General features: G+C 72.6%; 21 protein-coding genes. 9 read left to right on the top strand and 12 right to left on the bottom strand.

The features are described 5' to 3' along the window. Positions 1-45 precede the first annotated feature (45 nt). Entirely contained in the window at positions 46-528 is a 483-nt protein-coding gene (locus AMK18_RS05345) for a MarR family winged helix-turn-helix transcriptional regulator (protein ID WP_073861834.1), read from the top strand. Beyond that, positions 525-959, top strand: coding sequence for a hypothetical protein (locus AMK18_RS05340; RefSeq protein WP_073861833.1), 435 nt, complete (start codon positions 525-527; stop codon positions 957-959). Before AMK18_RS05345 ends, AMK18_RS05340 begins: the two co-directional genes overlap by 4 nt. A gap of 376 nt (positions 960-1335) precedes the next feature. On the opposite strand, the gene AMK18_RS05330 is transcribed toward AMK18_RS05340, so the two are convergent. Genes AMK18_RS05330 through panD form a run of 3 tightly spaced genes read right to left on the bottom strand, consistent with a single transcriptional unit; the run spans position 1336 to position 2805 of the window. Beyond that, the gene (locus AMK18_RS05330) at positions 1336-1974 is read right to left on the bottom strand and encodes an aspartate/glutamate racemase family protein (RefSeq protein ID WP_018099993.1); all 639 of its coding nucleotides are present in this window, start codon (positions 1972-1974) and stop codon (positions 1336-1338) included. Positions 1975-1995: 21 nt separating this feature from the next. Beyond that, positions 1996-2349 (bottom strand): GNAT family N-acetyltransferase, encoded by a 354-nt coding sequence (locus AMK18_RS05325; RefSeq protein ID WP_073861831.1) that lies wholly within the window; start codon positions 2347-2349, stop codon positions 1996-1998. A gap of 30 nt (positions 2350-2379) precedes the next feature. Then, on the bottom strand, positions 2380-2805 hold the full coding sequence (panD, locus tag AMK18_RS05320) for an aspartate 1-decarboxylase (RefSeq protein WP_018099995.1): 426 nt from the start codon (positions 2803-2805) through the stop codon (positions 2380-2382). 232 nt (positions 2806-3037) lie between these two features. Between panD and tsaD the strand changes: the two genes are divergently transcribed. The 3 genes from tsaD to alaS are packed head-to-tail and all read left to right on the top strand — an operon-like array spanning position 3038 to position 7112. Then, positions 3038-4093 carry a tRNA (adenosine(37)-N6)-threonylcarbamoyltransferase complex transferase subunit TsaD gene (gene tsaD / locus AMK18_RS05315; protein ID WP_018099996.1) on the top strand — a complete coding sequence of 352 codons (1056 nt, stop codon included), beginning with the start codon at positions 3038-3040 and terminating at the stop codon, positions 4091-4093. Between the two features lie 58 nt (positions 4094-4151). Then, entirely contained in the window at positions 4152-4448 is a 297-nt protein-coding gene (locus AMK18_RS05310) for a GNAT family N-acetyltransferase (protein WP_443333217.1), read from the top strand. An 18-nt stretch (positions 4449-4466) separates the two neighbouring features. Further along, the gene (alaS, locus tag AMK18_RS05305; RefSeq protein ID WP_073861829.1) at positions 4467-7112 is read left to right on the top strand and encodes an alanine--tRNA ligase; all 2646 of its coding nucleotides are present in this window, start codon (positions 4467-4469) and stop codon (positions 7110-7112) included. A 63-nt stretch (positions 7113-7175) separates the two neighbouring features. On the opposite strand, the gene AMK18_RS05300 is transcribed toward alaS, so the two are convergent. After that, positions 7176-8585 (bottom strand): short-chain fatty acyl-CoA regulator family protein, encoded by a 1410-nt coding sequence (locus AMK18_RS05300; protein ID WP_073861828.1) that lies wholly within the window; start codon positions 8583-8585, stop codon positions 7176-7178. Positions 8586-8969: 384 nt separating this feature from the next. Between AMK18_RS05300 and aceA the strand changes: the two genes are divergently transcribed. The 3 genes from aceA to AMK18_RS05285 are packed head-to-tail and all read left to right on the top strand — an operon-like array spanning position 8970 to position 12768. After that, positions 8970-10250 carry an isocitrate lyase gene (aceA, locus tag AMK18_RS05295; RefSeq protein ID WP_073861827.1) on the top strand — a complete coding sequence of 427 codons (1281 nt, stop codon included), beginning with the start codon at positions 8970-8972 and terminating at the stop codon, positions 10248-10250. Positions 10251-10309: 59 nt separating this feature from the next. Then, positions 10310-11902 (top strand): malate synthase A, encoded by a 1593-nt coding sequence (gene aceB / locus AMK18_RS05290; protein ID WP_073861826.1) that lies wholly within the window; start codon positions 10310-10312, stop codon positions 11900-11902. After that, on the top strand, positions 11899-12768 hold the full coding sequence (locus AMK18_RS05285; RefSeq protein ID WP_073861825.1) for a 3-hydroxybutyryl-CoA dehydrogenase: 870 nt from the start codon (positions 11899-11901) through the stop codon (positions 12766-12768). Before aceB ends, AMK18_RS05285 begins: the two co-directional genes overlap by 4 nt. An 87-nt stretch (positions 12769-12855) precedes the next feature. Here AMK18_RS05285 and AMK18_RS05280 read toward each other — a convergent pair whose 3' ends face one another. Genes AMK18_RS05280 through AMK18_RS05270 form a run of 3 tightly spaced genes read right to left on the bottom strand, consistent with a single transcriptional unit; the run spans position 12856 to position 16429 of the window. Next, a complete protein-coding gene (locus AMK18_RS05280) occupies positions 12856-13992 on the bottom strand; it encodes a bifunctional 2-methylcitrate synthase/citrate synthase (protein ID WP_073861824.1) in 1137 nt (378 codons plus the stop codon). A gap of 20 nt (positions 13993-14012) precedes the next feature. Next, the gene (gene prpB, locus AMK18_RS05275; protein ID WP_079199226.1) at positions 14013-14921 is read right to left on the bottom strand and encodes a methylisocitrate lyase; all 909 of its coding nucleotides are present in this window, start codon (positions 14919-14921) and stop codon (positions 14013-14015) included. Then, positions 14921-16429: an MmgE/PrpD family protein gene (locus AMK18_RS05270; protein ID WP_073861823.1), complete on the bottom strand. Its 1509-nt coding sequence runs from the start codon at positions 16427-16429 to the stop codon at positions 14921-14923. Before AMK18_RS05270 ends, prpB begins: the two co-directional genes overlap by 1 nt. 206 nt (positions 16430-16635) lie before the next feature. On the opposite strand from AMK18_RS05270, the gene AMK18_RS05265 reads away from it, so the two are divergent. Beyond that, a complete protein-coding gene (locus AMK18_RS05265) occupies positions 16636-18087 on the top strand; it encodes a short-chain fatty acyl-CoA regulator family protein (RefSeq protein ID WP_073861822.1) in 1452 nt (483 codons plus the stop codon). Positions 18088-18098: 11 nt separating this feature from the next. On the opposite strand, the gene AMK18_RS05260 is transcribed toward AMK18_RS05265, so the two are convergent. The 5 genes from AMK18_RS05260 to AMK18_RS05240 form a co-directional block, all read right to left on the bottom strand. Then, entirely contained in the window at positions 18099-18374 is a 276-nt protein-coding gene (locus tag AMK18_RS05260) for a hypothetical protein (RefSeq protein WP_073861821.1), read from the bottom strand. Between the two features lie 83 nt (positions 18375-18457). Continuing rightward, a complete protein-coding gene (locus AMK18_RS05255; protein ID WP_073861820.1) occupies positions 18458-19237 on the bottom strand; it encodes an enoyl-CoA hydratase in 780 nt (259 codons plus the stop codon). Continuing rightward, positions 19234-20130 (bottom strand): 3-hydroxyisobutyrate dehydrogenase, encoded by an 897-nt coding sequence (mmsB, locus tag AMK18_RS05250; protein WP_073861819.1) that lies wholly within the window; start codon positions 20128-20130, stop codon positions 19234-19236. The genes AMK18_RS05255 and mmsB overlap by 4 nt, the downstream gene beginning before the upstream one ends. Further along, on the bottom strand, positions 20127-21194 hold the full coding sequence (locus tag AMK18_RS05245) for an enoyl-CoA hydratase/isomerase family protein (RefSeq protein WP_073861818.1): 1068 nt from the start codon (positions 21192-21194) through the stop codon (positions 20127-20129). The genes mmsB and AMK18_RS05245 overlap by 4 nt, the downstream gene beginning before the upstream one ends. Further along, positions 21191-22339: an acyl-CoA dehydrogenase family protein gene (locus tag AMK18_RS05240; protein ID WP_073861817.1), complete on the bottom strand. Its 1149-nt coding sequence runs from the start codon at positions 22337-22339 to the stop codon at positions 21191-21193. Before AMK18_RS05240 ends, AMK18_RS05245 begins: the two co-directional genes overlap by 4 nt. Positions 22340-22344: the final 5 nt, after the last annotated feature.

Raw genomic sequence — 22344 nt, 5'->3', positions numbered from 1 at the left:
AGATTTTAGTAGCCATGGACATAGTAGCCATGTACGTTATTCGTCATGAGCAACGCGATCGAGGGCGCGACCCCGGGGTTCCTGGTCTGGCGCCTGTCCATGAAGTGGCGGGTGGCCATCGACCGGGCGCTGACACCACTCGGCCTGACACACGCGCAGTACTCGCTGGTCGCATCCCTGCAGGGCATGGAGCACGCGGGGCTGCGGCCGAGTCAGCGGGCGCTGGCGGACCACACCGGACTCGAAGCGCTCTACGTCTCGAAGCTGGCCCGCGCCCTGGAGGCGGCGGGCCTGGTCGAACGGACCACCGACCCCGCGGACAGCAGGGCCGTCCGGCTCTCGCTGACCGAGGAGGGCCGCGCGACGACGGAGCGCGCGGTCGCGGTGGTGCGGGAGCTCGTCAACGGGCTGCTCGCACCCCTCGGCGGTCTCGGCGGCCAGGGCACCGAGGCGTTCACCGAGGCACTGACGGCCCTGCTCGACGTGCCGGTCCCCCCAGTCACCGCTTCCCGCGAGGAGTCATCATGACCACCCCACCCACCGTGAACGGCCAGGTCATCGGCATGGCCCACTACGCCACCCGCGCGCTCGCCGAACGGCTGCTGCCCCGGGGCACCACCTTCCACCAGGCCCTGGCGCTCGGCGCCGCCGAGGCCGCGGGCGGCACGGTCGGGCGCCATGCGCTGGTCGAGCGCCTCACCGGCGCCGTGAAGCTCGGCGTCCCGGCGGCAGAGGCCACTGTCGCCGAGTTGACGTCCGCCGGTCTGGTGGAGGAGCGGCCCGGTGACCTGCTCGCGCTCACCCCTGCGGGCGACGCGCTGATCCAGTCGTACAAGGCGGGCGTGGCCGACCTCGCGGCCCGGCTCTACGGGGACCTCCCGGCCGGGGACCTGGCCGCGGCGGGCCGGGTGCTGACCGAGGTCACCGCCCGGGCCGACGCGATGCTGGCCGCGGGCTGAGGGCCTGCCGCGCTACTGGGCCGCCGGTCCGTCCGGTCAGACCGGTGACGGCTCGGGCTCGGGCGGCGGCACCGGGTCGGGGTTCGGCGACGGCGGCTGCGGGATCGGATCGGGCGCGGGCCCCGGCGGAGTGGGCGTCGGGCCCGGCGGCGTGGGCACGGGCGGGGTCGGCGCGGGCGGCGTCGGCTCCGGCAGCGGACCCGGGGTCGGCGCCGGAGGGACGGGGTCGGGGAACGGATGAGTCATCTCGGGCCTCCGAACGATCGGGGGTGGACCTCTTCCACCGTCTCCCGGAGCGGCTGCCCGCGCCCGGCGAGGCCATACGTCCGAACGCGGAAGAGTGCCGCGTACGGATGACACGGGCGCCCCCGCCCGGTCACCGCCCCGCGGCCGCCACGGCGGCCGCCAGGCCGGGGCGGGGGCTGGACAGGACCGGGATCGCGGTGGTCGTACGCTCGGCCGCGCCGGCCATGGAGCCCTGGGCGAGCACGATGACGTCCGCGTCGCGCACCTCGTCGGCCGAGGCCGCCACCAGGTCGAGGAAGCCGTCGTTGTCCCCCGCCGTGAAGCGGTCCCAGGCGCCTTCCACCAGCACGGTACGCACGTCCGCCCCCGGCAGCCCGGCACCGGCCGCCTCCTCCGTGAGCAGCGCGCGGGTCGGCTCCAGGGTGGAGGTGAGGGCGGCGAGGACGGTGACCCGGCCGGCCCGGACGGCCGCCGCCGCCATGGGCCGGTCGACACGCAGGACCGGGACGCCGACCGCGACCCCCGCGGCCTCCGCCACGGCCCCGATGGTCGAGCAGGTGCAGAGCACGGCGTCCGCGCCTTCGGCCACCAGGTCCGCGACGACCGCCTCCACCTCGTCGGCCACCGCCTCGGGCCCCAGCGCGGCCGCCGTGGTCAGCAGCTCCTCCCGTACGACGTGGCGCAGGGCGGTTCCCGGGTGGTCGGCGTCGCGCAGGGCGTCGAAGACCGGGACGTGGACGGGTGAGGTGTGCAGCAGCGCGAGCGTCATGGCCGGGCCGCTCCTTCCGGTTCAGTACAGCTCGGGGTGCGAGGCCAGCTGCGTCTTCGCGCGCTCGACCAGCCCTTCGGGCGCCTCGGGGGCCTCGTCGGGATGGCGCGAGGCCCACTTGGCGGCGTACGGGCACAGCGGCACGACCGGGACGCCCTCGCGCCCCGCCATGGCGTAGAACTCCCTGACCAGGGAGCCGCCGATGCCCTTGCCCTCGTGCCCGGACCCGACGACCGTGTGGACGGCGACGAGCCCGGCGGGCTCACCGTCCATCACGAAGTACGCGATCACGCCGACGGCCTCGCCGTCCTCGTACGCGGACAGCTTGCCGGCCGCCCGGTCGTCACGGATCCCGGGCCCGGTCTGCTCTGCCATGGCGCTGTGCCCCTCGTTCGGAGAGCCGCCTCAGCGCGCCGCGGGCACCGCGTGCGGGCTGCGCTCGGTGTCACTGCCCGGCACGGGCGCGGAGGCGTCGGCACCGAGTGCGACGATGCGGTTGTCCGCGTCGACGTGCACGATACGCGGGACCAGGGCACGCGCCTCGGCATCCTCGACCTGGGCGTAGCTGATCAGGATGACCAGATCACCCGGGTGCACCAGATGAGCGGCGGCCCCGTTGATCCCGATCACCCCGGAACCGCGCTCCCCCTCGATGACGTACGTCTCCAGCCGCGCACCGTTGTCGATGTCCACGATGTGCACCAGCTCCCCGGGCAGCAGATCCGCCGCCTCCATGAGCTCGGCGTCGACCGTGACGGAACCCACGTAGTGCAGGTCGGCCTGGGTGACGGTGGCGCGGTGGATCTTGGACTTAAACATGGTGCGCAGCATGCGGGGCTCCTGGAGGACGGCTCCCTGCCTGCGTTCTTACAGGTCAAGGGCTGGCTGCCCAGCGTACAGCGAGTCGCTTGTTCCCGGCAGCCCTCCTCAAGCGTTCCAGGACCCGTGCCCCACACTCGCCGACCCCATGGGGATCGGCCGGCCTCTTCGCGAGCGAGTACCTTATTGCACATAGATTGCAGTAACGAACTATGTGCGAGAAGAGGGTGCCGTGCGGACTCCGGTGGTGCTGGGCATCGAGTCGTCGTGTGACGAGACCGGGGCGGGGATCGTCTCCGGTGGCCGGCTGCTGGCGCACGTGGTGGCGTCGAGCATGGACGAGCACGCCCGGTTCGGCGGGGTCGTGCCTGAGATCGCGGCCCGTGCCCACCTCCAGGCGTTCAACCCTGTGGTGGAGGAAGCACTCGGCCAGGCGGGGCTCCGCGTGGACCAGATCGACGCCGTCGCGGTGACGACCGGCCCCGGTCTGTCCGGCGCCCTCCAGGTCGGCCTGGCCGGGGCGAAGACCCTGGCCTATGCGGCGGGGGTGCCGCTGTACGGTGTGCACCACCTGGCCGGGCACGTGGCCGCCGACACCCTGGAACACGGCCCGCTGCCCGACCCCTGCATGGTCCTCATCGTCTCCGGCGGCCACACCTCGCTGCTGCTGGTACGCGATCTGGTGCGCGATCCGATCCTGCACCTGGGCGACACCGTGGACGACGCGGCGGGCGAGTGCTTCGACAAGGTCGCCCGCGTCTTCGGGCTCCCGTATCCGGGTGGACCTGCCATCGACCGGGCCGCCCGGGACGGCAACCCGTGCGCCGTCGCCTTCCCCCGGCCGCTGCTGGGATCGAAGGACGACCCATACGCCTTCTCCTTCTCCGGCCTGAAGACCGCCGCCGCCCGCTGGGCCGAGCAGCACCGCCTGCGCGGCGAGGACATCCCGCTGGCCGACGGCGCCGCCTCGCTCCAGGAAGCCGTCGCCGACGTCCTCACGCGCAAGGCGCTGGCCGCCTGCCGCCAGTACGACGTCCGTACCCTCGTCGTCGTCGGCGGTGTCGCGGCGAACTCCCGGGTCCGGGCCCTGGCCGAGGAGCGGTGCGCGGCGGCCGGTGTCGAGCTGCGCGTACCGCCGCTGACGCTGTGCACCGACAACGGGGCGATGATCGCCGCCGTCGGCGACCTGCTGGTGCGGGCGGGCGCCGACCCGGCGCAGCTGAACGTGTCCATCGACCCGTCGGCTCCCCTGGAGTACGCCTCCCTCAATCCGGCCGCCGCACCTGTGAGAGCCGCGTGAGCGCCGTGGCACTGCGCCCTTTCCCTCCAGCCGCTGCTATCCCCAGGCGGCGTCTGCCCTGGGGCCCGACCGTACGGCGCAGTGGCTCTGCGGAAGCCGTGAGGTCGGCGAGCTCGCGGTGTCCGCCGACGCACGGGGCCAAGGAGTGGGCGCGGGTCTCCTGGAGCGGGTCACCGTGGACGCTCCGGGTGGCCGGTGCCGGCTGTTGACCTCCGTACGGGCCCGCGACGCGATGAGCTTCTACCGACGGTTGGGCTGGGCCCAGGCCACGCACCCCGCGTGCGAGGACACCGGCATCGCGGTCTTCCTCGGCCCCCGGCATCCGGGCCGGACCGCCGTCCCCCTCCCCCTGTGACCGACCGAAGGACTTCTTGTGCGTACCGCTGACATCCGCAGCCGCTTCCTCGACTTCTTCGCTGCCCGGGGCCACACCATCGTCCCGAGCGCACCCCTGCCGACCCCGGACCCGACGCTGCTGTTCGTCAACGCGGGCATGGTGCCGTTCAAGCCGTACTTCACCGGTGAGGCGGCCCCGCTGTGGGAGCGAGCCACCAGCGTGCAGAAGTGCGTACGGACCCTGGACATCGAGGAAGTAGGACGTACTACCCGGCACGGCTCGTTCTTCCAGATGAACGGCAACTTCTCCTTCGGCGACTACTTCAAGGAAGAGGCCATCGCCTACGCCTGGGACCTCTCCACGAGCCTGCAGGGCGAGGGAGGTTACGGGCTGGACCCGGCCAGGATCTGGGTGACCGTCCACCACTCCGACACCGAATCGCGCGGTATCTGGCGCCGGGTCTCGGGCCTGCCCGACGAGCGGATCGTGGAGCGGGGGGACGAGGACAACTTCTGGTCCATGGGCGTCCCGGGACCGTGCGGCCCCTGTTCCGAGCTGTACTACGACCGGGGTCCGGCCTTCGGCCGCGACGGCGGCCCGGCGGTGGACGAGGACCGGTACATGGAGTTCTGGAACCTCGTCTTCATGCAGTACGAGCGCGGCGCGGGCCCCGGCAAGTCCGGATACCCGATCCTCGGCGAGCTGCCCCGCCGCAACATCGACACGGGCATGGGCCTGGAGCGCATGGCGACCCTTCTCCAGGGGGTGGACAACCTCTACGAGATCGACGAGACCCGCCCGGTCCTCCAGCGGGCCGCGGACCTGGCCGGGGTGCGTTACGGCGCCGATCCGGAGAACGACGTACGGCTGCGGGTCGTCGCCGACCATGTGCGGACCGCCCTGATGCTCCTCGCGGACGGCACCGCGCCGGGCAACGAGGGCCGAGGCTACGTCCTGCGCCGCATCCTGCGCCGCGCCGTCCGCTCCATGCGGCTGCTCGGCTACGAGGACCTGGCGCTGACCGAGCTGCTGCCGGTGGCACGCGACTGCATGGCGCCGAGCTACCCGGAGGTCGCCGACGCCTTTCCCCGTATCGCCGACCAGGCCGGGGCCGAGGAGGACGCCTTCCGCTCCTCCCTCAAGCAGGGCACCACCGTCCTCGACACCGCCGTCGCCCGGGTCAAGGCCGAAGGCGGCCGGTCGCTGCCCGGCGCGCAGGCGTTCCTCCTGCACGACACCTACGGCTTCCCCATCGACCTCACCCTGGAGATGGCCGCCGAGCAGGGCGTCGAGGTCGACCGCGAGGGCTTCACCGCGCTGATGAACGAACAGCGCGAGCGGGCCCGCGCGGACGCCCGCGCCCGCAAGGCCGGCGGAGTCGTGGACACCACCGCCCTGCGCACGGTCCTCGACACGCACGGCCCCACCGACTGGCGGGCCTGGGAAGCCCTGGAAACCGAATCCCGCGTGCTCGCGCTGCTCGGCCCGGCCGGCCCGGTACGGGTGGCCCGCACCGGCGACATCGTCGGCGTCGTCCTGGACCGCACCCCGTTCTACGCGGAGTCCGGCGGCCAGGACAGCGACGCCGGGCTCCTGTCCGCCGCCTCGGCCGAGGCCGAGGTCATCGACGTACAGCGCCCGCTGCCCGGCCTCGTCGTCCACCAGGTCCGCGTCACCGCGGGCGAACTCGCCCTCCACGACACCGTCCACGCCGCCGTCGACGCGGAGTGGCGGCTCGGCGCCCGGCAGGCCCACTCCGGCACCCACGTCCTGCACGCCGCCCTCCGCGAGATCCTTGGCCCCAACGCCCTCCAGGCCGGCTCCTACAACCGCCCCGGCTACCTGCGCCTCGACTTCCCCTGGCGCGGTGCCCTGTCCACGACCGTCCGCAGCGAGATCGAGGAGGCCGCCAACCGTGCCCTGCGCCGCGACCTGCCCGTCGGGGTCCGGTGGATGACGCTGCCCGAGGCGAAGGAACTCGGCGCGCTCGCCCTCTTCGACGAGACGTACGGGGAACAGGTACGCGTCGTCGAGATCGGCGGTGCCTGGTCCCGGGAACTGTGCGGCGGCACCCACGTCGAGCACGCAGCGCAGATCGGCACCGTCGCGCTCACCTCGGAGGGCTCCGTCGGCGCGGGCATGCGCCGCCTCGAAGCGGCCGTGGGCATCGAGGGCTTCGGCTACCTCGCCCGCGAACGGGACCTGGTGGCGCGGATCGCCGAACAGCTCGGTGCTCCGCGCGCCGAACTGCCCGACCGGATCGCCGGTCTCCTGGACCGGATCAAGACCGCCGACCGGGAGAACGCACGCCTCAAGCAGCAGGCCACCCTCGCCCGCGCCGGGGAACTCGCCGACGCGGCGGCCGAGACGCACGGCGTACGGGTCGTCACCACCACGGTGGGCGGCAACGCCCAGGACGCCCGCGCCCTTGCCCTGGCCGTACGCGACCGTCTGCCCGCCGACGCGCAGGGCGCGGTCGCGGTCGGCACCCAGGACGGCGCACTCGTCCTCGCCCTCAACGCCCGGGCACGGGAAGCGGGCCTGAACGCCGCGCAGTTGGTCAAGCAACTCCTCGGCGGCCGAGGCGGCGGCTCGGCCGAGGTCGCCCAGGGCGGCGGTCTCGGGCCCGACGCCGTCACCGACGCACTCGCGGCCCTGCCCACGGCCGTCGACGCCCGCTGACGACTCCCCCCTCCCCTCGGACGATGACGCGTGGCCGAAGGGACGTGCCGGGCACGGACACAGTCAATCGGCGCTCTGGTCGCCCCGGACCGGGTACGGCACGAAGGTGCTGCTGTTCTGGTCGATGAGCAGGGGGCGGCCCAGGGGTGGGGCGGCGCGCTGGGAGCAGTCGAGGCGTTCGCAGGCGCGGCAGCCCATGCCGATGGGGGTGGCGATGGAGGCGTTGGTGAGGTCGAGGCCGTCGGAGTAGACGAGCCGGTGGGCGTGGCGGATCTCGCAGCCCAGGCCGATGGCGTACGTCTTGCCGGGTTCTCCCCAGCCGCCGCGGTGCCGGGTGACGGCGCGCGCGGTCCACAGGTGGCGCTGCCCGTCGGGCATCTCGGCGACCTGGACGTGGATGCGGCCGGGGGCGGAGAAGGCTTCGTACACGTTCCACAGGGGGCAGGTACCACCGGCGCGCGAGAAGTGGAAGCCGGTGGCGGACTGGCGTTTGGACAGGTTGCCGGCCCGGTCGACGCGTACGAAGGAGAAGGGCACCCCGCGGAGTCTCGGCCGTTGCAGGGTGCTCAGCCGGTGGCAGATGGTCTCGTAGCCGAGGCCGAAGTCGTCGGTCAGGCGCTCGATGTCGTAGCGGGCGTCCTCGGCTGCCGTGTGGAAGGCGGCATAGGGCAGGATCAGGGCGGCCGCGAAGTAGTTGGCGACACCGATCCGGGCGAGGCCGTGGGCGGCCGACGCGGGCGCGAAGTCCTCGGTGGCCAGTCGGCCGAGCTCTTCGCCGTGTTCCAGCAGGGCGAGCTGGGTCGCCATGCGGAAGGCGCGCTGGCCGGGGCGCAGCCGCGACGAGAGGTGCAGTGTGCGGCTTCTGTCGTCGTAATGGTGCAGCCGTTCGCCCGGCTTCGCGGCCAGGCGGACGCCGTGAGCCTCGGTGAGTCGCGTGCTGAGGGCCCCGATCACCTCTCCGGGCCGTATGCCGATCTCAGCGGCGAGGCGCTCGGCCGCCAGGTCGGTTTCGTGCAGGTAATTCTGGCGGCGGTAGAAGAAGTCGCGGATCTCCTCGTGCGGCGTGGTGGTGGCGCGGCCGGGGACCCGGCCGTCCGCCACCCCGGCCAGGCGCTCGGACAACTCCTGGTTGCGGCGGCCGAGTTCCACGAGGACCTTCGCGACCGCGGGCAGCCGGGTGGCCAGGTCGCCGAGATCGGCGGCGGACACCTGGGATTCGGTGATCTCCCCGGCGAGCGCCTCGCGCAGGTCCGCCAGCAGGCGGGCCGTATCGCGCTCCGAGAAGAACCCCGGGTCCACACCGAACGCCTCGGTCAGCCGGAGCAGGACGGGCACGGTGAGCGGGCGCGAGTCGTGCTCCATCTGGTTGAGGTAGCTCGGCGAGATGCCGAGCACCCGCGCGAGGTCCGCCTGGCTCATCCGGCGCTCCGTGCGCAGTTGGCGCAGCCGCGCACCCGCGTATGTCTTGCTCACCAGTCCGCTCCTCGAAGCCGGGGTCTTCCGGCTCAGCGTACGGGACGGAACACGCCCCCTACCCTTTGCAACCTTGGCAAAAACGCCCGGGAAGATTCGCAAAGGTTGGCACACATCCCTGCTTGATGGCACTCCGTGCCAGTGCCAGAGTCGTGGTGCGGCCCGCCGGTACCGGCAGGGACAACAGCCCGCACCGGGGCCCGGTTCATTCCCTGACGCCGGAGATCCCGGCCGAGGTGACACCCCCTGCCCGGCAACATTGCTCAGCTCCATCGCCCGGCGCCGGCGGGCCGCACCCTTCATCGAAAGACACTTGGTGCCACCTCCAGTCCATCCGGGCCGCGATGTTGGCAGCCAGCACAAACCGAGGAGACGGAGAGAGCCATGGCAGAGACGAAGCGGGCGATCGAGGACCTGGCGCGGCAGTGGGCGACCGACCCGCGCTGGAAGGGCATCGAGCGCACCTACGGCGCCGAGGACGTGGTGCGGCTCTCCGGCAGCGTCCGCGAGGAGCACACCTTGGCCCGGCGCGGCGCCGAGCGGCTGTGGCGGCAGCTCCACGACCTCGATTACGTCCACGCGCTCGGCGCGCTGACGGGTGGTCAGGCCGTCCAGCAGGTGAGGGCGGGGCTTCAGGCGATCTACCTCTCCGGATGGCAGGTGGCCGCCGACGCGAACCAGGCCGGGCACACCTACCCCGACCAGAGCCTCTACCCCGTCAACTCGGTCCCCCAGGTCGTCCGGCGCATCAACAACGCCCTGCTGCGCGCCGACCAGATCGCCACCGCCGAGGACGCCGGGGACACCACCGACTGGCTCGCGCCGATCGTCGCGGACGCGGAGGCCGGGTTCGGTGGTCCGCTCAACGCCTTCGAGCTGACCAAGGCGATGATCGCGGCGGGTGCGGCCGGCATCCACTACGAGGACCAGCTGGCGTCCGAGAAGAAGTGCGGCCACCTCGGCGGCAAGGTCCTGGTGCCGACCTCGCAGCACATCCGTACGCTGAACGCGGCCCGCCTCGCCGCGGACATCGCGGGCACCCCGACCGTGATCATCGCCCGTACGGACGCACTGGCCGCCAACCTGCTGACCTCGGACGTGGACGAGCGGGACGCGGAATTCGTCACCGGTGAGCGTACGGCGGAGGGCTTCTACCAGGTCCGCAACGGGATGGCCCCGGTGATCGCCCGCGGTCTCGCCTACGCGCCGTACGCCGATCTGATCTGGGTCGAGACCGGCACCCCGGACCTGGCGCAGGCCCGCGAGTTCGCCGAGGCGATCCACGCGCGGTACCCGGACCAGATGCTCGCGTACAACTGCTCGCCGTCCTTCAACTGGAAGGCGGCGCTGGACGACGACCAGATCGCCAAGTTCCAGCGCGAACTGGGCGCGATGGGCTACAAGTTCCAGTTCATCACGCTGGCCGGATTCCACTCCCTCAACCACGGGATGTTCGACCTCGCACGCGGCTACGCCGACCACGGCATGACCGCGTACGTCGATCTCCAGGAGAAGGAATTCGCCGCGCAGGCGCAGGGCTTCACCGCCGTCAAGCACCAGCGCGAGGTCGGCACCGGCTACTTCGACCTGGTCTCCACCGCCGTCAACCCGGCCTCCTCCACGACCGCCCTGTCCGGTTCCACGGAGGAAGAGCAGTTCCACTAGGCCGCTGAGGGGGACGACCGTCCCCGTCCCCCTCAGCCTCCACACCTCAGGAGAGCCCGATGACCACCACCGCACTCACCCAGCAGGTCCGTGTCCTCGCCGCGCCCGGGCGACGGCACGACGAGATCCTCACCCCCGCCGCCCTGGACTTCCTGGGCCGCCTCGCCGAGGCATTCGAGCCGCGCCGCCAGTGGCTGCTGAAGGAACGCCGCCGCCAGGCACTGCGACTGGCCTCGGGATCGCCCCTCGACTTCCCCCTGATCACCGCCTCGGTGCGCGACGACCCCACCTGGCGGGTGCCGCCTCCCGCGCCGGGACTGGCCGACCGCCGGGTGGAGATCACCGGGCCGCCCGACCGCCGCATGGCCGTCAACGCGCTCAACTCGGGCGCGCAGGTGTGGATGGCCGACTTCGAGGACGCGACCGCGCCCCTGTGGGACAACGTCATCGACGGCCAGCTCACCCTGCTGGACGCCGTCGAGCGCCGTATCGACTTCACCACGCCGGAGGGCAGGGAATACCGCCTCGGCGACCGGCCGGCCACCCTCATGGTCCGCCCGCGCGGCTGGCATCTGGACGAGGAGCACCTGGAGTACGACGGCCGCCCGGTGCCCGCCGCGCTCGTAGACTTCGGGCTGTACTTCTTCCACTGCGCGCAGCGGCAGATCGACGCCGGGTACGGCCCGTACTTCTACCTGCCGAAGCTGGAGAACCGCTACGAGGCCCAGGTCTGGAACGACGTCTTCGTCCTCGCGCAGGAACTCCTCGGGATCCCCCGCGGCACGGTCCGGGCCACCGTCCTCATCGAGACGGTCACCGCGGCCTTCGAGATGGAGGAGATCCTCTACGAGCTGCGCGAACACAGCGCCGGGCTCAACGCCGGCCGCTGGGACTACCTCTTCAGCATCATCAAGACCTTCGGCCACCGCTCCGACTTCCTGCTGCCCGACCGCGCCAAGGTGACGATGACCGCGCCGTTCATGCGGGCGTACACGGAACTCCTGGTGCGCACCTGCCACCGGCGCGGCGCCCATGCCATCGGCGGCATGGCCGCGCAGGTCCCCGGGAAGGACCCTGCCGCCAATGAGGCCGCGTTCGCCAAGGTCCGGCTCGACAAGGAGCGGGAGGCGGAGGACGGCTTCGACGGGTCCTGGGTGGCCCACCCGGCACTGGTGCCCGTCTGCCGCGAGGTGTTCGACAGTGTCCTCGGCGAACGGCCGCACCAACTGGACCGTACCGGCGACGACGTCGAGGTCGCCCCGGCCGAGCTGCTGTCCGTCCGCCGGATCAGCGGCCCGCCCACCCCCGAGGGTGTCCGGACCAACATCGCCGTCGCCCTGCGGTACTACGCGGCATGGCTGCGCGGCCAGGGCGCGGTGGCGATCGACGGGCTGATGGAGGACGCGGCCACCGCCGAGATCGCCCGGGTGCAGATCTGGCAGTGGCTGCGGCACCGGGTGATCGACCGGGAGACCGTGACGGCGTTGCTCGACGACGAGATCGCCGCTCTCGGCGCGGAATACCCGTGGGCGCCCGTCGACGGCATCCGCGAACTCTTCGAACAGACCGCCATGCAGGGCGAGTTGCCGCAGTTCTTCACTCCGGCCGCCTACACCCGTCACCTGGTCCGCCGGCCGGAGGTGCGGGCATGAGCACGGGCATCACACGCGTCGGCGTGGTCGGCGGCGGGCAGATGGGGGCGGGCATCGCGGAGGTGTGCGCGCGGGCCGGGCTGGACACCGTGGTCTGCGAGGTGAACGCGGTGGCGGCGCGTACGGCCCGCGAACGGGTGGCCGCCTCGCTGGACCGGGCGGTGCGGCGCGGCAAGCTGGACCGGGTGGCGGCACGGGACGCGCTCGCCCGGACCGTGTTCACCGGCAGCCTGGACGATCTGGCCGACCGGCAGCTCGTCATCGAGGCCATCATCGAGAACCCCGACGCCAAGACCGAGGTCTTCGCCGCCCTCGACAAGATCATCGAGGATCCGGCGGCCGTCCTGGCCACCAACACCTCGTCCCTGCCCGTCATGCGGCTCGGCATGGCCACGAGCCGCGCCGACCGGGTCGTGGGGCTCCACTTCTTCAATCCGGTGCCCGTGCTGCCGCTGGTCGAGGTCGTGACCTCCCTGCACACCTCGGCCGCGACCGTCTCCGCCGTGGAGGACTTCGCGAGCCGGGTGCTGGGGAAGACCGTGATCCGCAGTCAGGACCGGGCGGGCTTCGTCGTCAACGCCCTGCTCGTGCCGTATCTCCTGTCCGCGATCCGGATGGCGGAGTCCGGCTTCGCCACGGCCGGCGACATCGACGCCGGGATGGAGCTGGGCTGCGCCCACCCCATGGGGCCGCTGAAGCTCGCGGACCTGATCGGGCTGGACACCGTGGCCTCGATCGCCGAATCGCTCTACGCCGAGTTCAGGGAACCGCTCTACGCGCCGCCGCCGCTGCTCCAACGGATGGTGGAGGCAGGGCTGCTGGGCCGGAAGACCGGCCGGGGGTTCCACACCTATGACCAGGGCTGAGGGGCCCGTCTCCTGACCGGGGCCACCCGGCCGGGAAGAGGAAGGGGCCGGGACGCGTTTCGCGTCCCGGCCCCTTCCTCGGTGTGGCTAGGCGGCGCCCGGCACGACTCGCTGGCCCGGGCCGTCGTACGAGGCCAGGGGGCGGATCAGCGCGTTGTGCGCCAACTGTTCGGTGATGTGCGCCGTCCAGCCGGTGATCCTGCTCATCACGAAGAGGGGCGTGAAGGCCGCGATGTCGAAGCCCATCAGGTGGTAGGCGAGCCCGGCGGGGTAGTCCAGGTTCGGGTGGATGCCCTTGCGGGTGATCATCGCGTGCCTCAGGGCCGCGTGCAGTGTGGCCAGCCGGGTGACCTCCGGGTCGCCCGCCCGGGCCACGAGCCGGTCCAACGCCTCCTGCATGATCGGGACGCGGGAGTCGCCGTTCTTGTAGACGCGGTGTCCGAAGCCCATGATCTTCCGCTCGGCCGCCAGTGCCTCGTCCAGCCATTCCTCGGCGCGCCGGGGGTCACCGATCTCCAGCAGCATGTGCATCACCGCTTCGTTGGCGCCGCCGTGCAGCGGGCCCTTGAGGGCGCCGATCGCCGCCGTCACCGCACTGTAGAGGTCGGAGAGCGTGGAGGTGACGACCCGGGCGGTGAAGGTGGAGGCGTTGAAGCTGTGCTCGGCGTACAGCGTCAGGGAGATCTCGAAGCAGCGGACCACCTCGGGGGCGGGCACGTGGCCGAAGCACATGTGGAAGAAGTTCTCGGCGTAGCCCAGCGAGGGGTCGGGCGGGATGGGTGCCAGCCCGCGCCGCCGCCGCTGGTCCGCCGCGACCACGGTGGGCAGCTTGGCGAACAGGGTCAGGGACTTGGCCCGGTTGGCGGCGGGCGAGCCGTCGTCCTCGGTGGGGTCCTCGGCGCCGAAGAAGCTGACGGCGGTGCGCAGCACGTCCATCGGGTGGCAGGTCTCCGGCAGCCGGGTGAGCAGTTCCAGCGTGGTGCGGTCCAAGGGGCGCAGGGCGCGCTCGCGGGCCGTGAAGTCCTGGAGCTGGGCGGCGTCGGGGAGTTCGCCGTACCACAGGAGGTGGGCGGTCTCCTCGAAGGAGCGACGAGCGGCCAGCTCCTGGACCGGATAGCCGCGGTACGTGAGGGAGTTGGTCTCCTGGATGACGGTGGAGATCCCGGTGGTGTCGATGACGACACCGGCGAGGCCGCGGCGGATCTCGGGCGTGGTGGTGGTCATGGGGTGCCTGCCTTCGTGGATCAGGTGCCGGGCGGGAGGGTGAAGTCGAAGACGGCCGAGTCGAAGGCCGCGTAGTCCTCGTAGCCGAGGAGTTCGTACAGGCGGGAGCGGGTCTGCATGCGCGGCAGCAGCGATGCCTGGGTGCCTTCCGCGGCGATGGTGCGCAGCCCGTCCTCCACCGCGCCCATGGCGAGGCGCAGCAGGGTGACCGGGTAGAGCGCGATGTTGTAGCCGAGGTCTTCCAGGGTGGCGGTGTCGAGCAGCGGGGTCTTGCCGAACTCGGTGAGGTTCGCGAGGAGCGGTACGTCCAGCGCCGCGCGGAACGCCTCGTACTCGGCGGCGTCCGCCAGAGCCTCCGGGAAGATCGCGTCCGCCCCCGCGTCGACGTACGCCTTGGCCCGGTCGATCGCGGCGTCCAGGCCCTCGACCGAGCGTGCGTCCGTACGGGCCATCAGCAGGAAGTCCGGGTCCCGGCGGGCGTCGACGGCGGCCCGGACGCGGCGGGCCATCTCCTCGCGCGGGGCGAGGGTCTTGCCGTCGAGGTGGCCGCAGCGCTTGGGGTTGACCTGGTCCTCCAGGTGGAGTCCGGCGACTCCGGCGTCCTCCAGGAGCTGGACGGTGCGGGCGGCGTTCAGGGGTTCACCGAATCCGGTGTCGGCGTCGACCAGGACGGGCAGGTCGGTGACGCGGGCCGTCTGCTGGGCGCGGGCGGCGACCTCGGCCGAGGTGGTCAGGCCGATGTCGGGGAGGCCCAGGTCGGCGGCGAGCACGGCCCCCGACAGGTAGACGGCGTCGAAGCCGGTGTCCTGGATGAGCCGGGCCGACAACGGGTTGACCGCGCCGGGGACGCGCAGCAGACGGCCCGAGGCCAGCTGCTCGCGGAACGCGCGACGGCGCTCGGCGGGGGTGGTGCGGGTGTGCAGCACCATCAGAACAGTCCCTTCGGAAGGTGCGCGTCGTACGCGGCGACGGCGTCGGGGCCGACGGCGGGGAACAGCCCGTCCAGACCGGCCGCCGGGAGCTCCGCGAGTCGGGCGGCGGTGTCCAGGAACGCCTCCTGCGCGGCCTCCTCGACCGTGCCCTCGGCGAGGGTGCGGAACTTGGCCGCGTACGCCGGGCGGTCGAAGGGCCGGGCCCCGGCCGGGTGGGCGTCGGCGAGGGCGAGTTCGTCCTCGATCACGGCGCCGTCGTCCAGGGTGAGCACGGCACGGCCGCCGAAGGCCCGGCGCTCCGGGTCGGGGTCGTGGTAGCGGCGGGTCCACGCCGGGTCCTCGACGGTGCTGATCCTCCGCCACAGCTCCACGGTCTCCGGGCGCCGGGCCCGCTCGGGGGCGTAGGAGCGCTCGTGGTGCCAGGTCCCGTCCTCCAGGGCGACGGCGAAGATGTACGGCACCGAGTGGTCCAGGGTCTCCCGGCTGGCGGCCGGGTCGTACTTCTGCGGGTCGTTCGCACCCGAGCCGATGACGTGGTGGGTGTGGTGGCTGGTGTGCAGGACGACGGAGCGCACCCGGTCCAGGGGGCCCGCCTTCTCGCGCAGCCGCCGCGCCAGGTCGATGATCGCCTGGGCCTGGTATTCGGCGGAGTGCTCCTTGGTGTACGTGTCGAGGATCGCGCGGCGCGGCTCGCCCGCCTCCGGGAGGTGGACCGTGTAGTCGGAGTCCGGGCCGTTCAGCATCCAGGCCAGGAAGCCGTCCTCGCCCTCGTAGACGGGGGACGGCGAGGTCCCGCCGCGCATCGCCCGGTCGACGGCCTCGATGGCCGCCTTTCCGGCGAAGGCGGGGGCGTACGCCTTCCAGCTGGAGATCTCGCCCTTGCGGGACTGCCGGGTGGCCGTGGTGGTGTGCACGGCCTGCTGGATCGCCTGGTACACGGTCCCGGTGGGCAGCCGCAGCAGCGCCCCGAGCCCGCCCGCGGTCGCGGCGCTGAGGTGTGCCACGTGGTCGATGCGGTGCTCGTGCAGGCAGATGCCCTTGACCAGGGCGACGTGGAGCTCGTACGCGGCGACGATGCCGCGCAGCAGGTCGGCGCCGGAGCGGCCGGTGTGCTGGGCGACCGCGAGCAGCGGCGGGATGTTGTCGCCGGGGTGGGAGTAGTCGGCGGCCAGGTAGGTGTCGTGGAAGTCCAGCTCGCGTACGGCGGTGCCGTTGGCCCAGGCGGCCCATTCCGGGGAGACCCGGGCCGTGCTGCCGAAGACGGAGGCGCCGGGCGCGGCCGGGCCGTGGGCGGTGGCCTGGGCGCGGGCCACGGCGACCGGGCGGCGCAGCAGGGAGGCGACGGCCACCGAGGCGTTGTCGATCACCCGGTTGACGGCCATGGCGGCGCTGTCCGCCTCGGGGGCTTCGGTGCCGGTGGCCACGGCGGCCAGCTTCCAGGCGAGCTGTTCCTCGCGCGGCAGCCGGTCGGCGCTCGGGTGGACACGGACGTGGTGCTCGTTCACGGGACTCCTCGGGGGTGTGGACGATCGTTGCCGGTGCTGACGACCTTGCCCGGTCCGGGGTGGCCCGGACACCTCTCCAATCTGCGGATCATGTACATCCCGGAGCTGCGAATCTGCGGAATCTGCGAAGAAGGCGGATGCTAAATTCGCAATCTGCGGGCGCCGGTGCGCGAGGTGTCCACCGGCCTGTGACGGGGAGGTGCGCGATGGCGCGAGGAGCGACCGACCGCAAGGTCTACGCCCATGCGAAGCTGCGCCGGCTCCGCCGGGAGCGCGGTATGAACCAGGTGGAGATGGCCCGCGCGCTCGGCATCTCCACGAGCTACGCCAACCAGCTCGAACAGAGTCAGCGCCCGCTGACCGCCGCCGTGCTGCTGCGGATCGCGGAGGTCTTCGGGGTCGACGCGGAGTTCTTCTCGGACGCCGACGAGGACCGGCTCGCCGCCGATCTGCGGGCGGCGGTCGCCGACGAGGCGTGCGGGCTGCCGCCGCTCGCTCCCGAGGAGATCACCGAGGCGGCCCGCGACCAGCCCGATCTGGCGCGTGCCCTGGTCGCGCTGCACCGTCGCTACCGCGACACGGTCGAGCAGGCCGCCGCGCTCGGAGCGCCCGGGTCGCCGGGACCGGCCGACGGGCTGCTGCCTCCCACGGAGCCGCACGACGAGGTACGGGACTTCTTCTACGCCCACCACAATCACTTCGAGCCCCTGGACCAGGAGGCCGAGCGGACCGCACAGGCGCTGGACCTGCGCCCGGGCCGGACGGCGGACCCTCTCGTGGCGCTGCTCGCCGAGCGCCACGGCGTCCGTGTCGTGCAGGCCGCTCCGGGCCGGACCGGCGACGCCCGGCGCTTCGTCCCCGAGTCCGGGCTGCTGTTCCTCTCCCCCTGGCTGAGCGACGGCCGGCGCGCCTTCCAGCTGGCCACCCAACTGGCCCTGCTGGAGCACGGGCCGCTGCTCGGCCTGCTGGCGGACAGCGCCGCGGAGCTGACCTCACCGCAGTCCACCGCGCTGGCCCGCATCGGCCTGGCCAACTACTTCGCGGGCGCCCTGCTGATGCCGTACACGGCGTTCCACACCGCCGCCGAGGAGCTGGGCTACGACATCGAGCTGCTGTCGGCCCGCTTCGGCGTCGGGTTCGAGACGGTCTGCCACCGCCTCAGCACGCTGCAGCGCACCGGGCGCCGCGGAGTGCCGTTCTCCTTCCTGCGGGTGGACCGGGCGGGCAACATCTCCAAGCGCCAGTCCGCCTCCGACTTCCACTTCTCCCGGCTCGGCGGCACCTGCCCGCTGTGGACGGTGTACGAGGCGTTCTCGGCGCCCGGCAGAATCCTGACCCAGGTCGCGGAGATGCCGGACGGCAAGCGGTACTTCTGGGTCGCGCGGACCGTTGCGCGCGGTGGCTTCGGGCACCGGGCGCCGCGTGCGGAGTTCGCCGTCGCGCTGGGCTGCGAACTGCGCCACGCCCACCGGCTCGTGTATGCCGAGGGCGTCGCCCTGGACGACCCCCGTGCGGCGACTCCGATCGGCCTGGGCTGCCGGATCTGCGAGCGCCGCGACTGTGCGCAGCGGGCCCGTCCGCCGGCCGGCGGGCGGCTCGCCATCGATCCGGACCGGCGCACCTATGTGCCGTATCCGGTGGAGAGCACGGTGCTCTGACGGCGCGGTTCTCAGGCGGGCTTGCCCCGGCCGTCCAGCAGTTCGGCCACGGCCTTGCGGAGGGCTTCCGCGTCGGCGGTCTCCGGCCCCGGGTCCTCCACCAGTCTCCGGAGGTCGCTCAGCAGCTGGTCGGTTCTCCGTATCCTCTCGCCCAGGGCCCGCAGGCGGGCGCTCTGGCCGCCCACCTGTCTCCGGCTCGCGAGGAGTTGTTCGTACTCCTCGACCGAGAGGGCGACCGACTCCACCCCTTCCAGGACGATACGTAAGGGCTGTGGACGCCTGCTCATGCGAGTCCCCGTTCTCCTGGCCGTGTGAGCTGGAACGTGCGTGGCCCCGGAGGGGTTCCGGGGCCACGCACCCCGCCACGGGATCAGCGGTGCCCGAAGACGGGTGGCCGCTTGTCGGTGAAGGCGGCCATGCCCTCCTTCTGGTCGGCGGTCGCGAACACCGCGTGGAACAGGCGGCGTTCGAAGCGCACGCCTTCCGTGAGCGTCGTCTCGAAGGCCCGGCCGACGGCCTCCTTGGCCATCATCGCCACCGGCAGCGACATGCCAGCGACGGTCTCCGCGACCGCCAGGGCCTCCCCGAGCAGTTCACCGGCGGGCACAACCCGCGAGACCAGCCCCGCCCGTTCGGCCTCCTCCGCGTCCATCGTGCGCCCGGTCAGGCACAGCTCCATGGCCTTGGCCTTGCCCACCGCCCGGGTGAGCCGCTGGGAGCCGCCGATGCCGGGGATCACCCCGAGCCTGATCTCCGGCTGGCCGAAGACCGCGGTGTCGGCGGCGAGCAGGATGTCGCACAGCATGGCCAGCTCGCAGCCGCCGCCCAGGGCGTATCCGGCGACGGCCGCGACGGTCGGGGTACGCAGTTGCCCGAGCCGGTCCCAGGCCGCGAACCAGTCGGCGAGGTACATGTCCAGGTAGCCCTGCGGCTGCATCTCCTTGATGTCGGCGCCGGCCGCGAACGCCTTCGCCGATCCGGTGATCACGATGCAGCCGCAGCCGGGGTCCCGGTCCAGGGCCTCGGTCGCGGCCACGACGTCGTTCATGACCTGGAGGTTCAGGGCGTTGAGGGCCTTCGGCCGGTTGAGGGTGAGGAGGGCCGTGCGGCCCTTGCGTTCGACCAGGACGGTCTCGTACTCGGTGGTCATGCGGCGTCTCCGGTCCGGTCCCTGATGGTACGTACGATGCCGGAGAAGTCCTCCGTGTCACCGACCTGTTCGGCGTAGGCGGCGTACAACTCGGCCGCGCGCAGTCCCAGTTCCGCGTGGATGCCGCCCTCGCGCAGTGCGTTCGCGGCCAGTCCGAGGTCCTTGGCCATCAGCGCGGCGGCGAACCCGGGCCGGTAGTCGCGGTTGGCCGGGCTGGCCGGCACCGGTCCGGGGACCGGGCAGTTGACGCTGAGCGCCCAGCACTGCCCGGAGGCCGTGGAGGCGACGTCGTACAGCGCCTGGTGGGTCAGGCCGAGGCTCTCGCCGAGGACGAACGCCTCGCTGACCGCGATCATGGAGACGCCGAGGATCATGTTGTTGCAGACCTTCGCCGCCTGGCCGGCGCCCGCGCCGCCGCAGTGCACGGCCTTCTTGCCCATGACCTCCAGCAGGGGAAGCGCCTCGGCGAACTCCGCCTCTCCCCCGCCCGCCATGAAGGTGAGGGTGCCCGCCTCGGCGCCGACCACCCCGCCGGAGACCGGTGCGTCCAGGGCCCGCATCCCGGCGGCCGCCGCGCGTTCCTGGGCGGTCCGCGCGTCGCTGACGTCGATCGTGGAGCAGTCCACGAAGAGGGTGCCCGGCCGGGCCGCGGTGAGGATGTCGTCGTACAGGCCGAGCACCTGGCGCCCGGCGGGGAGCATGCTGATGACCACGTCGGCGGGGGCGACCGCGTCGGCGGCGGAGGCGGCCGGCTCCACGCCGGTGCCGGCGGCGGCCTCCAAGAGCACGGGGACCAGGTCGTGGCCGAGCACCCGGTGACCGGCCTCGGCCAGGTTGGCGGCCATCGGGCCGCCCATGTGTCCGAGCCCGATGAACGCGACGGTCCTGCTCACCAGACCACCTCCTCGGTCGTGTCGGTTGCTGCGGCGAGCCCGAGTTCGTGCGCGCCCAGCGGGGCGAAGAACCGCTCGACGTCCGCCTCGGTGACGTCGGCGAGCGCCGGGGGCGACCACTGCGGCCGGCGGTCCTTGTCGATGACCTGGGCCCGGATGCCCTCCACCAGGTCCGGGCTGCGCAGGCAGGCGCGGGAGACGCGGTACTCCTGGTCGAGCACCCGCTCCAGGGCGCCGAGCCGACAGGCCCGGCGCAGCGAGGCCAGGGTGACCTTGAGCGCGGTCGGGGACTTGGCGAGCAGGGTGACACCCGTCTCGTCGGCGGCCGGCACGTCCTGGGCGAGCAGCCGTTTGGCGATCTCCTCGACGGTCCCGGCCGAGAAGCAGTCGTCGATCCACGCCCGCCCGGCCGCCAGCTGCCCCGGTGGCGGGTCCTGCACATGGCGCGCGAGGGCGTCGCGTACCGGCAGCCCGGCGAGATCGGCCACGAAGGACGGGACGGCGGCCGAGGGCAGGAAGTGGTCGGCGAGCCCGCAGAGCAGGGCGTCCGCCGCTCCGATCGGTGCGCCGGTCAGGGCCAGGAAGGTGCCGAGTTCGCCGGGGGCGAGGCCGAGCAGGTAGGTGCCGCCGACGTCGGGGACGAAGCCGATACCGGTCTCCGGCATGGCGACCCTGGACCGTTCGGTGACGATCCGCACGCTTCCGTGCGCGGAGACGCCCACGCCTCCGCCCATGACGATGCCGTCCATGACGGCGACGTACGGCTTGGGGTAGCGGGCGATCCGGGCGTTGAGGCGGTACTCGTCGCGCCAGAAGGCGGCAGCGGCCGTGCCGTCCCCGTGGCGGGCGTCGTCGTGGATGGCCCGGATGTCGCCTCCGGCGCACAGGCCGCGCTCTCCCGCGCCGGTGAGGACGACGGTCTCGACGGCGGGGTCGTGCTCCCACTCGGTGAGCGCCCGGTCGATGCGGAGCACCATCTCGTGGGTGAGTGCGTTCAGGGCCTTGGGGCGGTTGAGGGTGATGTGGGCGGCGTGGCCGGTGGTACGGAAGAGGACGTCGTTCATCCGAACGCCTCCGTCAGTCCCCGGGCGACGATGACGCGCATGATCTCGTTGGTGCCTTCCAGGATCTGGTGGACACGAAGGTCGCGGACGATCTTCTCGATGCCGTACTCGTTGAGGTATCCGTAGCCGCCGTGCAGCTGGAGCGCGCGGTCCGCGACCGCGTATCCGGTGTCGGTGGCGAACCGCTTGGCCATCGCGCAGAGGTACGGGGCCTGCGGATCGTCCCGGTCCAGGGCCTGGGCGGCCTGCTGCACCAGGGCGCGGGCGGCGGCGAGTTCGGTGGCCATGTCGGCGAGGCGGAAGCGCAGCGCCTGGGCGTCGAGGAGCCGCTGCCCGAACGCCTCCCGGTCGGCGAGGTGGGCGAGGCTGCGGTCCAGGGCGCTGCGGGCGCCGCCGAGCGAGCAGGCGGCGATGCCGAGGCGGCCGCCGTTCAGGCCGTTCATGGCGATGCGGAAGCCCTCGCCCTCGCGGCCGATGAGCCGGTCGGCGGGGAGGCGTACGCCGTCCAGGATCACCTGTCGGGTCGGCTGGGCGTTCCAGCCCATCTTCCGCTCGTTGGGCCCGAAGGAGAGGCCCGGGTCGTCCTTGTCCACGAGGAAGGCGGAGATGCCGTCCGCGCCCTGGCCGCCGGTCCGGGCCATGACGAGGTACAGCTGTGTGGCTCCGGCCCCGGAGATGAACTGCTTGACGCCGGTGAGCAGCCAGCCGTCCCCGTCCCGCTGCGCGCGGGTGGTGAGGGCGGCGGCGTCCGAGCCCGCGCCGGGTTCGGTCAGGCAGTAGCTGGCGAGATCCTCCATGGCGCACAGCCGGGGCAGATGGCGTTCGCGCTGAGCGTCGTCGCCGTAGCGGTCGATCATCCAGGCGACCATGTTGTGGATGGAGAGGTAGCCCGCGATGGACGGGCAGCCGGAGGCGAGGGTCTCGAAGACGAGGACGCCGTCGGCGCGGCTGAGCCCCGAGCCGCCGGACTCCTCCCGGACGTAGACGCCGCCGAGTCCGAGCCCCGCGGCCTTGCGCAGGACGTCGACGGGGAAGTGCTTGTCGCGGTCCCAGTCGAGGGCGTGCGGGGCCAGGTGGTCCTGGGCGAAGTCGAGGGTGGTCTCCGTGAGGGCCTGCTGGTCCTCGGTGAGCAGGGTGCTGGTCATGGCCG

The sequence above is a fragment of the Streptomyces sp. CB01249 genome (assembly GCF_001905735.1).
Classification (GTDB): Bacteria; Actinomycetota; Actinomycetes; order Streptomycetales; family Streptomycetaceae; genus Streptomyces.
Note: the sequence above shows the minus strand (reverse complement) of the source record. Positions and strands in the feature narration are given on the sequence as shown.

Bases quoted from the DNA above. Each gene is read 5' to 3' on its own strand.
- AMK18_RS05255 (WP_073861820.1), bottom strand. From the start codon at position 19,237: ATGACCACCGAGTACGAGACCGTCCTGGTCGAACGCAAGGGCCGCACG.
- AMK18_RS05345 (WP_073861834.1), top strand. From the start codon at position 46: ATGAGCAACGCGATCGAGGGCGCGACCCCGGGGTTCCTGGTCTGGCGC.
- AMK18_RS05240 (WP_073861817.1), bottom strand. From the start codon at position 22,339: ATGACCAGCACCCTGCTCACCGAGGACCAGCAGGCCCTCACGGAGACC.
- AMK18_RS05265 (WP_073861822.1), top strand. From the start codon at position 16,636: ATGGCGCGAGGAGCGACCGACCGCAAGGTCTACGCCCATGCGAAGCTG.
- AMK18_RS05330 (WP_018099993.1), bottom strand. From the start codon at position 1,974: ATGACGCTCGCGCTGCTGCACACCTCACCCGTCCACGTCCCGGTCTTC.
- AMK18_RS05280 (WP_073861824.1), bottom strand. From the start codon at position 13,992: ATGACCACCACCACGCCCGAGATCCGCCGCGGCCTCGCCGGTGTCGTC.
- AMK18_RS05245 (WP_073861818.1), bottom strand. From the start codon at position 21,194: ATGAACGACGTCCTCTTCCGTACCACCGGCCACGCCGCCCACATCACC.
- aceB (WP_073861826.1), top strand. From the start codon at position 10,310: ATGACCACCACCGCACTCACCCAGCAGGTCCGTGTCCTCGCCGCGCCC.
- AMK18_RS05285 (WP_073861825.1), top strand. From the start codon at position 11,899: ATGAGCACGGGCATCACACGCGTCGGCGTGGTCGGCGGCGGGCAGATG.
- AMK18_RS05340 (WP_073861833.1), top strand. From the start codon at position 525: ATGACCACCCCACCCACCGTGAACGGCCAGGTCATCGGCATGGCCCAC.
- AMK18_RS05260 (WP_073861821.1), bottom strand. From the start codon at position 18,374: ATGAGCAGGCGTCCACAGCCCTTACGTATCGTCCTGGAAGGGGTGGAG.
- prpB (WP_079199226.1), bottom strand. From the start codon at position 14,921: ATGGTGCTGCACACCCGCACCACCCCCGCCGAGCGCCGTCGCGCGTTC.
- aceA (WP_073861827.1), top strand. From the start codon at position 8,970: ATGGCAGAGACGAAGCGGGCGATCGAGGACCTGGCGCGGCAGTGGGCG.
- AMK18_RS05325 (WP_073861831.1), bottom strand. From the start codon at position 2,349: ATGGCAGAGCAGACCGGGCCCGGGATCCGTGACGACCGGGCGGCCGGC.
- panD (WP_018099995.1), bottom strand. From the start codon at position 2,805: ATGCTGCGCACCATGTTTAAGTCCAAGATCCACCGCGCCACCGTCACC.